The sequence below is a fragment of the Lentibacillus salinarum genome (genome assembly GCF_042679865.1).
Lineage (GTDB): Bacteria > Bacillota > Bacilli > Bacillales > Amphibacillaceae > Lentibacillus > Lentibacillus salinarum.
Genome location: NZ_JBHTNH010000009.1, coordinates 1 through 13,206, shown reverse-complemented (window position 1 = coordinate 13,206; position 13,206 = coordinate 1). Strand labels below are relative to the sequence as shown.

11 protein-coding genes and 1 pseudogene are annotated in these 13,206 nt (G+C 38.9%); 7 read left to right on the top strand and 5 right to left on the bottom strand.

The window, feature by feature from the left end:
- Window positions 1–1,099: 1,099 nt before the first annotated feature.
- Window positions 1,100–1,267: pseudogene (locus ACFQ4A_RS06505) on the top strand (hypothetical protein); the annotation flags it as partial.
- A 470-nt stretch (window positions 1,268–1,737) separates the two neighbouring features.
- Here ACFQ4A_RS06505 and ACFQ4A_RS06500 read toward each other — a convergent pair.
- Window positions 1,738–3,219 (bottom strand): amidase, encoded by a 1,482-nt coding sequence (locus tag ACFQ4A_RS06500; RefSeq protein WP_382398797.1) that lies wholly within the window; start codon window positions 3,217–3,219, stop codon window positions 1,738–1,740.
- Between the two features lie 492 nt (window positions 3,220–3,711).
- Between ACFQ4A_RS06500 and ACFQ4A_RS06495 the strand changes: the two genes are divergently transcribed.
- Complete coding sequence (locus ACFQ4A_RS06495) at window positions 3,712–4,035, top strand: hypothetical protein (RefSeq protein ID WP_382398795.1); 324 nt, start codon at window positions 3,712–3,714, stop codon at window positions 4,033–4,035.
- Window positions 4,036–4,248: 213 nt separating this feature from the next.
- Here the strand turns inward: ACFQ4A_RS06495 and tatA are convergent, their stop codons facing one another.
- The 3 genes from tatA to ACFQ4A_RS06480 all read right to left on the bottom strand — a co-directional run bounded on the left by tatA (window position 4,249) and on the right by ACFQ4A_RS06480 (window position 7,346).
- On the bottom strand, window positions 4,249–4,455 hold the full coding sequence (gene tatA / locus ACFQ4A_RS06490) for a twin-arginine translocase TatA/TatE family subunit (RefSeq protein ID WP_382398793.1): 207 nt from the start codon (window positions 4,453–4,455) through the stop codon (window positions 4,249–4,251).
- Window positions 4,456–4,608: 153 nt separating this feature from the next.
- Window positions 4,609–6,357, bottom strand: a complete 1,749-nt coding sequence (locus ACFQ4A_RS06485) for a GMC family oxidoreductase (RefSeq protein WP_382398791.1) — start codon at window positions 6,355–6,357, stop codon at window positions 4,609–4,611.
- A 203-nt stretch (window positions 6,358–6,560) separates the two neighbouring features.
- Complete coding sequence (locus ACFQ4A_RS06480; RefSeq protein WP_382398789.1) at window positions 6,561–7,346, bottom strand: gluconate 2-dehydrogenase subunit 3 family protein; 786 nt, start codon at window positions 7,344–7,346, stop codon at window positions 6,561–6,563.
- 1,124 nt (window positions 7,347–8,470) lie between these two features.
- Here ACFQ4A_RS06480 and ACFQ4A_RS06475 point away from each other — a divergent pair.
- Window positions 8,471–8,869, top strand: a complete 399-nt coding sequence (locus ACFQ4A_RS06475) for a sigma factor (protein WP_382398787.1) — start codon at window positions 8,471–8,473, stop codon at window positions 8,867–8,869.
- A gap of 432 nt (window positions 8,870–9,301) precedes the next feature.
- On the opposite strand, the gene ACFQ4A_RS06470 is transcribed toward ACFQ4A_RS06475, so the two are convergent.
- Window positions 9,302–9,688, bottom strand: coding sequence for a helix-turn-helix domain-containing protein (locus tag ACFQ4A_RS06470; protein ID WP_382398785.1), 387 nt, complete (start codon window positions 9,686–9,688; stop codon window positions 9,302–9,304).
- A gap of 198 nt (window positions 9,689–9,886) precedes the next feature.
- Here ACFQ4A_RS06470 and ACFQ4A_RS06465 point away from each other — a divergent pair, with 198 nt between their 5' ends.
- The 4 genes from ACFQ4A_RS06465 (at window position 9,887) to ACFQ4A_RS06450 (ending at window position 12,857) form a co-directional block, all read left to right on the top strand.
- Window positions 9,887–10,501 (top strand): RraA family protein, encoded by a 615-nt coding sequence (locus tag ACFQ4A_RS06465; RefSeq protein ID WP_382398783.1) that lies wholly within the window; start codon window positions 9,887–9,889, stop codon window positions 10,499–10,501.
- Between the two features lie 71 nt (window positions 10,502–10,572).
- Window positions 10,573–11,202, top strand: a complete 630-nt coding sequence (locus ACFQ4A_RS06460; protein WP_382398781.1) for an RraA family protein — start codon at window positions 10,573–10,575, stop codon at window positions 11,200–11,202.
- 34 nt (window positions 11,203–11,236) lie between these two features.
- A complete protein-coding gene (locus tag ACFQ4A_RS06455) occupies window positions 11,237–12,271 on the top strand; it encodes a TRAP transporter substrate-binding protein (protein WP_382398779.1) in 1,035 nt (344 codons plus the stop codon).
- Between the two features lie 91 nt (window positions 12,272–12,362).
- The gene (locus tag ACFQ4A_RS06450) at window positions 12,363–12,857 is read left to right on the top strand and encodes a TRAP transporter small permease (RefSeq protein ID WP_382398777.1); all 495 of its coding nucleotides are present in this window, start codon (window positions 12,363–12,365) and stop codon (window positions 12,855–12,857) included.
- Window positions 12,858–13,206: the final 349 nt, after the last annotated feature.

The window sequence follows — 13,206 nt, the reverse complement described above, 5'->3', positions numbered from 1 at the left end:
AGGTGGTGAATGCAGAGCGAAGCAATCGAATCCATTCCCTTGTCCGGTTTTTGGTTTTAACCGGTAAATAATAGATTGGATGTAGCTCTATTATACTGTTTTTTCCATATTAAATAGCGGAGAGCCCTATTTTGTAATCGGTTATGGTGGTGCCTTACATGTTCCGTCTTTGGACGTAATTAACAACGAGTTTAATATTATTGGAAATCTAGTAGGTAACTACACCGAGTTATATGAATTGATGCAACTTTACGCAAAAGGAAAGGTGGGATTGCATTCCACACATTATCCGCTGGATCAGGCAAATGATGTGTTGAAAATGTTAGATGAAGGAAGAGTGAATGGGCGAACTGTTTTGGTTCCTTAAGATAACATTTTATGGTGGACCCCATTGTCAAGACACTAATTTTCTTGACAATGGGGACCGCTAGCTCATCTTGCGGCAACCTAATAATAAAGACGATCTTTCCGTCGTAGATCACTATACGTATGCACTTGTGAGCGATGGTGGTCTTATGGTGAATAAAGACATGAGATAGAACCACCCTTGCCATGTTTTTGAGCCACTTATGACATAATTTTGAGGCAGGCCTGCCATAAACTGAACCATCTCCTATATAATGAATTTGCACAATCATGTGCAAATTCATTATATAGGAGGTTTTTTTGTGATTAAATATCGTGAAATCCTTAGAATGCATGCCCAAGGAGTGAGTTAAAGGGGGATCGCTTCGAGTTGTTCCAATTCAAGGAACACCATAAGTGACGTACTGAAAAGAGTGAAGACTCATGGTATTTCATGGCCCTTTGAGAAAGACATGTCGGATCCAGAACTCCAAGACCTTTTATTTCCAGAAAGGAATGCTTCATCTGATTTTAGAAGAATGCCAGACTGCGAACACATTCATAAAGAGTTGGCGAAGAGTGGCGTGCCTCTGTCTCTTTTATGGAATGAGTATTGTTTAAGTTGCAGGGTGAATCAGGAGATTCCTTATAGCTATCGTCAATTCTGTCGTTTTTATCATGATTATGCCACGAAGACAAACGTAAGCTTACAGAGGAATTAGGTGCGGATTCTTTTCATTACAAAGCTGATCACCTATTCTTGTTTATATTTGATAAAGAGAACTTAATAAAAAACCCCGATGTTTTCGCAAAATCATTTCATAGACAGCAAGAGTACTTTGGGAAAGAACTTGAAACAATCGTGGTTCAAGAAATTACATTCTTATTTGGTACTAGATTCTTCACCAATTGTTGGAGTTGATAAATGTTGAATGTGAAAAGGGTATATAAGGCACGTCCAAAAAGTAATTAGTCAACTTTTGTAAAAATATACAAAAATATCCCTTAACTATGTTTTAATTGTTAGTAACAACACAAACAAAAAACATAACAAAGGATACAGATAACATGATACAGAATCTATAAAAGACCCAATGTCAAAACCGAACCGGAAAATCCGACCGTCCGGGATTGCAGGGGCTACAGGAAACGTGATTCTATTGAATGCGCGCGCCTGTTTTCTACTCGACTTTCGCATTGACGAATAGCCAAATAGGCTTATCCTGTACATAATGCCCCTCGAGTATAATATTGGTGTAAACAATGGTATAGGGTTATTTGGTTAGTATAACAATGATTCATTTGACTAAATGGAACCATCGTATTCGGAATCCTACATAACCTGGTGGAGGGGGATAGGGAGAGTTTAGTCAACCTCTCCCTACTCAATTCCTATACCGTTTCTTTTTGTATTAGATTGTATATGTCATGCCAAGGTTTTATTCTCTCGAATGCGGCACTTGCTGCAAGTACATCTTCATCAGCGTATCTCTTACCGATAATTTGCATTCCAACTGGCATATTACTGTTTGAAAGTCCTGCAGGGATGGACGCTGAAGGATGTCCTGTAAAATTTGTAAAATATGTGAGACACCATCCAATTAAAGGATCTACCGCTTCACCATTGATTTGTGTAGGTCCTTTAGTGTTACCATTATCGGCGTTCTCTACAGGTAGGGATGCCAAAGTCGGAGTAATTAATAAATCATAATCCTCAAATATATCTTGAATCGCATCATATATCTCTGTTCTTATTTGTTGGTCCCTGATAATGTCATGTATATCCATGTTGTATCCCTTTTCCAGCCAACTGACATATTCCGGAGGGAGATCATTACGATAATCGTTTACAATGTCAAGACCGCCTTTTTTAAATTCTTCCAACGCTTCTATATTCGAAATAATCATCAATCTACACCAAAGATCACTCAATTCCTGTTGTGAGCGTTTAATCCCTAAATTAACCTTCTCAACGTGAGCACCCATATCTTCAAAAGCTTTTACAGAATTTGTTACAACGTTCTCAACTTCTTGATCTACAGGAAAGACATCAAAGTCTGGACTATAAGCAATTTTCCACCCTTTTATTGAGCGCCCCAATGTCTTGCTAAAATCATCATCCATATCAAGACTAAAAGGATCTCTCGGATGATAACCACTTAATGCATTTAATCCAATAGCCGCATCCTCCACATTTCTTGTTAATGTTCCTTCAAATAGAAAAATATTGCCAGCACCGAATGCATTAGGGCGAGATACGAAAGGAACTCTGCCAAAAGAAGCCTTATAGCCATATAATCCACACCATGACGCAGGGATTCGGATTGAACCGCCCCCATCTGTTCCTTCTGCTATCGGAACCAGTCCATCAGCCACAGCTGCCGCACCTCCACCGGATGATCCACCACTATTTTTTGTAAGATCAAACGGATTACGTGTTGGTCCGAATAAATAGTTGTCGGTAACTCCACGCAATCCCATTACAGGACTGTTAGTTTTCCCCATAAGAATGGCACCCGACTGTTCAATTCGCTCAGCATATACACAATGATTATCTGCTATATTATCTTTCAGGGCACGAATCCCGCCTAATGTTGAGGGCCATCCCGGGTAAAAATCAAATAAGTCTTTCATAGCAGTAGGGATGCCGTGCAGAGGTCCAATGGCCTCGCCTGACATTAAAGCCTTTTCAGCATTCTTTGCTTTCTGTCTTGCTTCATCAAAACCTAAATACACAAAAGCATTCAAACGATCATTTCTTTTTTCTATTTGTTCAATAGTAGACTCTATAATCTCGACAGGTGAAATCTCCCGGCGTCTTATTTTTAACGATAAATCAGCAACAGACATATAAGCTAAGTCTACGTTAGCCATTATAATCCCCTTCCTAAATTAGTTTTTATCATGCATTTAAATCTCTTGTATACACTTTCAAATGTAATTTTTCCTTGATCCTCAATAACCACCTCCCCTTTACAAACATTTGATAGTAATCCAACCATTAATTGAAACAATATTCTATATTTTCATATTAATCTATTTTGAAATTTCGTCAAGAGAGATTAAAATCTAATTTTGTCGAGGTTATTAGATGTGACACAGATATTACTTTCACAGAAACAGAACTTAATTGAATATACACATATGCAACCGTGAAAAAGCTTGTCTAACTGTAAAACTGTACTTAAAGGGAGTGGTTTTGTGGAGAAAGTGGAATCGATAAGGCAGAACTTTTTGAATGTATTACAGGAAAGCTTATTTTAACCGACATGAAAAGCCGGACCGTTCAAACGATTTGTTACTTAATTGATGACCGAATGTACACCAGGAATAATGCTGTCATTCCCCTTGCTGGAAGTAGTAGCATTGATCGAATTAGAAGAGAAAAAGATTATCCGATTGAGGCACAAAGATGTCCCATACCGCAGGTGGAGCACGTTTAACAAAAAGCACAATAACCGATTTTCCTTCCACTATACGCCCATTCATGCTTCCTGGGTCAACCAGGTGGAGACATTTTTTCTCCATTCTGCACAAACGCTGTCTGAAATGGAACAGTTTTCGTTCCGTGGGGGAATTAAAAGAAGCTGTCGTGGTTTTCACTGGGTAATGGAATCAGGAAGAAGCTCATCCATTAATTGGACATTTGGCGGATATCTGATGCAACATGAACTAAAGGCGGCGGCATAATATGACGCCCCCAAAGGATCGATACGTGTGGAAGATATCATCCTAGAACAGAAGGGCTTCATCCATTTAAACGTCCGCAAAGATAAGAGCCATCTCGAGTCATTTATTCGGTGGAAGACTGCGAAAAGGTGTACAGGGCCAGATTGACAAAGGTCGCAATTCCACTATTGCAGGTTTAAGGAGCCGCTCTTTTAAGAAGGGAGCGGCTTATGCCTACTTGTGCGAATCCTCGGAGTTACCGCCGCTTGTTTTATCAGTTTTATCATCATCACTCAGCAATTCACTCGTTGAATTTTTAAATTCGTGCAAGGTCTGTCCAGCAGCCTTGCCGATTTCGGGCAGCTTTTTGGGGCCAAAAATGATTAGTGCTACAATAATGATAAGAATTAAGCCAGGAAAACCGATTTGGGCTATTCCCAATGAAATCACCTCCTCATCCCCGATTCTGGACTTCTGTACTTCCGATTATTTTTGTTTAGCTTTCGAACATATATTACTTACTAAACACTTCTCCCAAACTAATAATCCTCCATCTTTTTTACTCATTGATGTTTTTAAAACTTCAATCAAACATTAAACTTCATTCGTTTGTTTTTCTTTGTTACTACTAACAAGAAGACCGCCTTCATTATCTAGATAATCAATAATCCCTTCAGATGCTCGGTAGGTTAAAGCTCCTACGGTTAGTGTCGGATTCGTGATGCCAAAGTGCGGAAAAGCTGAAGCACCACAGACAAACAGATTATCCATTTCCCACATTTGTGAGTAATTGTTTACAGCAGAGTTTTCTGGGCTGTCTCCCATGACCGCACCACCGCCGTTATGCTGGAAGAGAAAGCTACCATCAAAGTGGTCTGGCAATTTATGTTTTTCAATAATATCTGCTCCCATTTCTTCTAAAACTTCATAACATTTATTTTGCAAAAATTCACTTCGTGCATGGTAATCATCTGTGAAATCATACGTGCAGCGAATCAACGGATCACCTGCATCATCTTTATATGTCGGATCTAAATCCATATAATGGTCTTCATAAGGTAGTGTTGCCATCTTAAAGCTTACATCAAGATATCTATTATAGTATTTTAAAGATTGTTTTTTGAATTCTTCTCCCCAAGTAGGTGTTCCCTCGGGAACAGGATTGTTACTTATCGGACCATTCCCGCCGATTTGTATTTCAATTTGGCCTCCATGAAGAAAATTAACATCTGAATGATCAAAATGATCTGCGCCATAATCCGTAAAGCAGACACCAAGTCCCCCGGACCCAATATAATTATTAAATTTTTTGTCATCGAAAAATCCTCTAGTAATCGGTTCAAAATGGTGATCTGTAAAATGTTTACCAATAATTCCCTTTCCGTTTTTCGGATTGTAAGGCTCCCCGATTTCTGATAGAAGTAATAAGCGAACATTATTGAACACAAAGCTAGTCAACACTACTACATCTGCTGGCTGTTCATATTCCTGGCCGGTTCTAGTATCTGCATATAAAACACCAGTCGCCTTGTCGCCTTCATATAAGACACGTTTCACCTCAGAATGAGTGCGAAGTTCAAAGTTTCCAGTTTCTTGAGCTGTTGGAATTACTGTGATGATCGGATCTGCTTTGGCCCCCCAATCACAACCAAAGTTCGAGCAAAAGGCGCAATATTGACAGGCTTCAATCGTCTGGCCGTCCGGATTTTCATATTGTTCAGATGCAATCCCGGTAGGTCTGACGAAAGGATGATAACCAAGATTTTCAGCAGATTCACGAAATAGCTTCATAGATGGTGGTAGTTTATTTGGTGATGTCGGATAAGAGTCAGACCGTTCCTCTGCCAAGGGATCTTCCTCACCTGAAACACCCATCGTCTTTTCCATGCGATCATAGTAAGGCTCCAATTCATCGTAGGTAATGCCCCAGTCTTTCAGTATCATCCCTTTTGGTATTTTATCTTCTCCGTATTTTTCAATCATTTTATTCCGGATTTCAAAGTCATATCCGAAATAGCGATGTGTCTGGGCAGCCCAATGACTGCCTCCACCACCGACACTTGTTCCTAATACTAAAGAGTCCTTATTTCTGACCGGTTTAGCTTTCTGGTCTAAATTATTTCGATAAGTAATTGTATTATTATTTAAATCTTGCATCATTTCGCCTCTGGAGGAATACTTTAGTTCATTTCTATCATACAAGTAATCATTTATTGTTCTGTCATGCCCTTTTTCAAGTCCCACGACTTTATAACCAGCTTTCGTAAGTTCAGCAGCAATGATTCCTCCCGTCCAACCCACACCTACAGTCACAACATCCACTTTATCCATTTTTTTTACCATTTTAGCCCTCCCACAATATACTTAATTATCTCCAAAGTGCTCTCTTTTTCTTAGAGGTAAACATCCAGTTATCCAATTTTTGAGAGCCAGGGTCAGAGTAGGTTTCGGAATTTCCGATTTACTTCTGGTCATTCTAGCGGTTAAATTGGTCTTAACTCTACACAAATTCATATAAATGAAATGAACTTATAATCTTAATAACTTTATACTGATTCGTGATCTTTTAGACTTTTGGGCTCAATTACTACAAATTCTTCCTCTTCCAAAATATCCCGATGAGACATTTGAACACCTGGATATTCCTTCATTTTCCAACCTTCCATATTTTTATTTCCGCCATAGATGGGATCGGAATAACATCCTTCCATTACAGCGGTTTTAAGCATTTCAAAAAAATCAGCTGAACTGATTAATTCCATCTCTACCTTATCGTCTTCAAATAACTGCATGACTTCAATTTGTTTGTCTTTTTCCAGCTCATCAAAGTCATCATCAAATTGTTTTTGACTTTCTGCATTCATTTTACGTACACCTTTCAAAAACACCTGTTCCCTTTTCAAAGGTATTTCATTATCTTGGAATGGAGTTTTCATGTACATCTCCGTGTTTTTACCCCAGTCCCCCGCCAATTGTTTGTCAATGTAATAAGGAACACCTAACTTGATCGCACCAGGACCATTTTTATCTTCTGGAAATATACGCTCTGTTGCAATACTGAGAATATCAAAGTCTTTTTTTCGTTTGAAAAACATACGTGTTTCACTATAATCCACTACTTCTTTTTCCTCTCCTGGAGCAGTTGCCGTTTCGGATTGGAACTGATTAGTCAACAGCCCACCCAGCAGCGAACCACCTGCCAACCCACCAACTACCATACCCGTGTTTTTGACAAATCTACGTCGGCTTGGATCATGGTCCTGATTTGTATCGTTTTGGGACGTGCTATTTGTTGTTGTATTATCTGTTTTATTATTGTTGTTGTCAGTCACTTTACTTCCCCCTTCTTAAAATGTAAGCCCTTTTAAAGTGGCCTTATCTTTAATGAACTAACACACCCTTTTAAATAGAATATTTATCTCAAGGCGAGTCCACCAAAAGTTATTATAATGTTGAAAATTATTTACGTGTTTATAAATATTATATTCATGATTCAGTCGATTAGAACATGGCTAACGGAGTTAACAGATTTTCTAACACACACCATTTTGGAGAGTATTGTATATGAACCCCAGGGTGTATTAAAACTGGTGGCTTTTTGATCTGTGGTTTTGTTTCACTAACGCAAAAATTGAACCTTTCAGTTAAACCGGTATTTCCCAGGTTTTTTATAGTACCACCTAAACTTGGTTATAAACTGTCTCGTTCACCCCTATAATCGAAACGGACTTGAGAAAAGTGGCGTCTTCCATCCGATAAAATAAAAAATCGCATGCCCCCAACTTCTTAAATGTCTCGATTATAGTTATGAAGAGGAGTCGACTAAGCGTTGATGCTGACATTATGTGGGGAGAAGGATGGCAAATAACAAACTCACATTCGAGGGGATTTTCAAACAGAACGAGCGGGTGGATTTATTACCACATTCAAGACCCGCGTCAGGAGGAAAATCAGGAGACAAAAAACGGCCCGTTACGCAATGAAATATTGCATTCATATTGATGATGGCAATTGTTATCGGAAGAAGGGGATGGCTTACCCACTCGTCAAAAATGCCAGTAGCCTCGGTAGGTAATCGAACACGAGTTCCGGAAGGGGGATTTATCATTGGAACAAAGTACCGGTCCTCTGCACTTATCCTTTGATTTGATAGACACGCCATTGAAGCATAGAGAAGAAAACTGTCTACTGTCGCCGGTTTGCCAGTTATTTTTCAGCTTCTTTTTCATTCAAATGTGCGAAAACAGCACTAAATTTACTCAAACAACACTTTACATTAACGAACATTTGTTCTATTATACAAGTAATTACTATTGTTGATCGACCTCCAAGAAAGCTGCATGAAAATGATTACAGGCATTTGCCCTTTCATGCCACCATACACACACACGATCCGTAGTAATGAAAAGTGATGGTCTGAAGCGTGCAGTTTATTAGATGGAGGGGGAGCTTACAAATGGGGGAAAATGAGAAGAATAACGTAACGTTTGAAGATTTTTTCAAGCAGAATGAGCGGAGGTTTCGTTATCAACGCCACCGATTACGGGTAGAAGAACGACATCAAGATCTTTACCAGGACGGTTTGGGACCGATATGGAACTCCGACCGGAAATGTAAGCCGGATAAAGGACCAATGGCAACCTACTTCAACTATATGATCCGCAACCGTATAATTGACTTGATTCACAAAGAGACGAGCGACAAGAAGAAGCAGGCGATTGTTTGGCAGCAACAACGGCTGGAGCCGGAAGATGGGAATTATTATCGAAGCGGCAGCACGATTAATCGTCATGGCATGGCACAAGTTGCTGAAGATATGGGGATGTATAATAGTGATTGGAGGAGGAAGTGGTGACTATTTCATTAACGAGGACATGTCTGTTCAGGAGATTGTTGAGCAGGGAGGGTGTTTCGGAGGATACTGTGAAGGGCAACGATTAAACTGTTATGAGGGGACTGACTACCATCCATGAATTTAATTAGATGCCCAAGATGCCAATCCTATTTTCGCAACAAAGATCTCGTCGTCTTGGATATTATGAATACAATTACGCATTCGCGTTGTGTTAACAGAGAGACTTGCTTCCCAATTAAGGATTCCGGGACTTATGGGAGAATATTGAAGTTTTATCCTTTTTTTACGGAGCGTGTGGGGGAATAGTATTTAATGGAATCTTTGAAGACTGCTGGAATTTATAGTCGATAGAAAAAAGCCTATCTATGGCATTAAAAATGATATCCGATAAAAAGTCCCTTGCGTGTATAGACATTCAAGGGACTTTTGCAATTAATTATCATTATGTTCGGATTTGATAAATTTCCAGTATCGATACAGCCGTTCTGCATTTTCATTTGGCTGCTGGCTGATTTCACTGAGAAGGTTTAACTTTTTCATTTTCTTCAGTGTTAATATTTCTGATTCATTTAACGATAGATCTTCTGTAATCGAATAGTAGATAGGCGGATTAGGTGTGTCTATTAAGCCAAGTAAATAATCAGTAGATACTTTAAATGTATTAGCTATATTTTTAACGGTTTCTAACGAAGGTTCATTTCGACCTTGCTCGTAGTAACCATAACCGCTAGTGGTTACGTTAAGCTGTTTTGCGATTTCATCCTGCCGATAACCGTTATCTATACGAAGATCTTTTAAACGTTCGCTAAATTTGTGCATACGCAGTCCCCTTCTAAAGCATCTCACCAGAATTATACAATTAGAAATTGGACAAACCTTCTTAATACAATAAATTATTGTAAAAATTGTTTACAAACAACATTTTGTTGTGTATAATGAGTGAAAATGGTGAAAAGGGGGATTAGTTTAATTGCTTTGTGCTTGATTAATCGTTCGATCTTACGAGGGAGGTATATTATGACAGAGTTTTATCCTACTACAGGGATAAGTGATGCAATGAACAAAATGAACACTATGGATGTAGAGATAAAAGCAATTGCTTCTAATGTAAATTTAATGGGCCCCGCCTATACGGTGAAATGTTATCCAGGTGGCATTATCACATGTCATAAAGCTTTAGCTGAAGTACCAAGTGGGTATGTTCTGGTGGTAGAAGGTAATGGTAACTGCAACGAAGCTCTCTGGGGTGAACTAACTAGTATGGAGGCCATGCAGAGAGGAGTGAAGGGCATAGTGGTCGATGGTGCGGTTAGAGATGTTGCTGATATCCGTGAGCTAGGTTTTCCGACCTTTTCACGATATATTTCACCAAGGGTAGGAAGTAATAAAACATTGGGAACGACAGGTTCCCCGATTGTTTGTGGAGGGGTTACTGTAAATCAAGGTGATCTCATTGTTGGGGATGATAATGGGGTTGCTGTAGTTCCAAAAGGACAAATTGAGGAAATATTGGATAAAGCAGTGGCCATTGAAAAAAAGGAAGCCGCTATTGCCGAAAAAGTTAAAAATGGCGCACATATTGCAGATTTAATCGGTTTAAGTTCAATTATTAATGAGGCAGAGAAACAGTAAATACATGTCTTAAATAAATAGTAAGAGACAATCTTGAGATTCTATTATAAATATATGGAGGTTTAAAATAAATGATTAAAATTGGATCAGATTTTCCTCGAGTTGATAACGCGCTAATCGAGGGATTTAAAAAAACTACACCTGCAACAGTTGGGCATTATTTAAGAACAGGGTTTTGTGACCCAGGAATTAAACCGGTATTTCGAAATGCAAAATGTGTAGGGACCGCATTTACAGTTCAAATGATGGGGGAGGATATTGGAGCTATAAAAAAGGCATACGAATTAGTCCAAGAAGGCGATGTTTTAGTTGTGAGTGATGCAGATGGATCAACTTATGCATGTGCTGGTGAAGTAAGCACCTTTAAGTCTATTAGACTAGGCATTAATGGGCTTGTCGTTGACGGAGCAGTTACAGATTGTTTGGAGATGGAGGACATGGGGTTTTCTTGCTTTGCAAAATATATTAATGCATTAGTTGGTAAACCGGAAGGCAATCAAGGTGCAGTGAGGGTTCCCGTCAAAATAGGGGGAGTAGATGTGAATCCTGGGGATTTAGTTATAGCTGATGATAATGGAATCGCTTTCTTATACCCGGAAAAAGCTAAAGAAATTCTTCCTGAGATGTTACAAAAAGAAGAGGAGGAGAACATCCTTAGGGAGGAATTTTGGAATGAAATTGGCAAGCCAATGCCAAAATAAGGCGTCTAATTTTACAATACGAGGGGGTTTTATAATGAGGCTAGGTTTTAAAGTACCATCAATTATCTTAATATTTTGTATAGTATTTGTAGGTTGTTCGAATGAATCAACTACAAATGAATCTAACGCGAATGAAAATCAAGATACAAATTCGGAAGAACCGGTTGTGTTGAAATTTAATAATACTAGTACATCACAACCTCATCGGGATTTTGGAGAGCTGTTTGCAAGTTTAATTGAAGAAAAAACAGAAGGGAGAATTGAGGTTGAGACATATTTTGGTGATGCTATTGCAGAATATGGAATTCAACCGGTTCTTACTGGGACGGTAGATTTTAATCAAATAATTCCAAGTAATGCTGCTGATTTGTCGCCAAAACTTTCATTATTTGATGCACCCTATATTTATAATGATCTTGAACACGCCTTAAAGGCAGTTGATCCTCGGTCTCCAATCGTGGAAGAGGTTAATAAAGAAATTGAAGATGAGGGATTAAGGTTTATAACTGCTTATCCCATGGGTTTTAGACACATTACTTCAAACAAAGAAATCAAATCTGTTGATGATCTTAATGGTTTAAAAATACGCGTCGTTCCGTCAGAAATATATCAAGATACGATATCTGCGTTTGGTGCTGCACCGACACCGATGCCTTTTTCAGAGGTAGCTACATCATTAACCACAGGTGTTATCGATGGACAGGAAAACCCCTTATCAGCGGTTGTCCCTAACGGAATACATGAAATGCAAGATTATATAATTGAAACCGAACATCTAATGTCGCTTGCTGGTATTTTTATGAATAACGAAAAATATGAACAACTTTCATCTGAAGACCAAGATGCACTCTTAGATGCTGCTACAGAAGGAACGAATCAACTAGCAAATGATATAAAGGAACAGGAAAACCAATGGAGAAATGAAGCAGAAGAAGCAGGTGTGAATATAATTGGGGAAGACAATGGGCTTCAGCTTGAAGAATTCAAAGAAAAAGGTGATGAGGTAAATGAACAGTATAAAGATTCTTGGGGGGAGTTATACAACCAAATAATAGAAATGGGTGATTAACTACCATTCCTTGTCATTTGTCTAGATAAGTGATCCTATTGAATAGATCTGGGGAGAGTGTTTTCTTTCCCCGGACCAAAAGGAGGCTACAATGGAGAAACTATTTATATGGTCAGAAAAAGTTATTAATTTTGTTGGGATAACGATGATGTGTGGCATTGTCGCTAGTATAGTCTCCCAAATTGTCGCTAGAAATATTTTTAATTCAGCTTTAATATGGCCCGAAGAAATCAGCCAATTATTAATGATTTCGATGGTTTTTTTAGGGGCATGTCTAGTAGAAAAAACGGATGGTCAAATTAAAGTAGATATTATATACGCTATGTTACCAAATGCCAAGAAAATCGTAACGTTTATTGGGAAATTTATCACCTTGATATACACTGGATTATTATTAATAAGCGAGATTAATCTATTTCCAAGCGTAGTTTCATTAACAAGCTCTGCAGCAGGAATCCCATTGTCAATCATCCACGTTGTTATATTTATCGGTATTTTACTTTGGATAATCGTTTTATTGATACTTTTACAACATATCATATTTAAGTTTGGGGGGAGCGCTGGGTGTGTCAATAATCTTGTGTAAATGACCCTGNGGTAAAGCGTCATCATTAAGAGATTGCTCTGAGCCACAGCGCCAGCTGCTTGTCCTTGACCTTGTGCCTCTTCTTCGTGATCCGCTGTGTTGGGTTCAGGGACCCGGCCAGCGGGAACGTAGAAGAGATCGGTCGTGGTACGCTAGGTGTGCGGATGGTGTCCCTTTAGGGCTTTATTTTTCCCATCCGCCAAGATAACACCACCACGACCACAAACAAGGTCAAGGATGGCGGGTTATGTTTGAGCCTGACCTTCTAGTTCTTCAAACATGCGTACCAACTCTGGTTTTGCTTTTCCAAACCCTCGGTGACAGCGCATGCTGAACTTGTGATTATAGT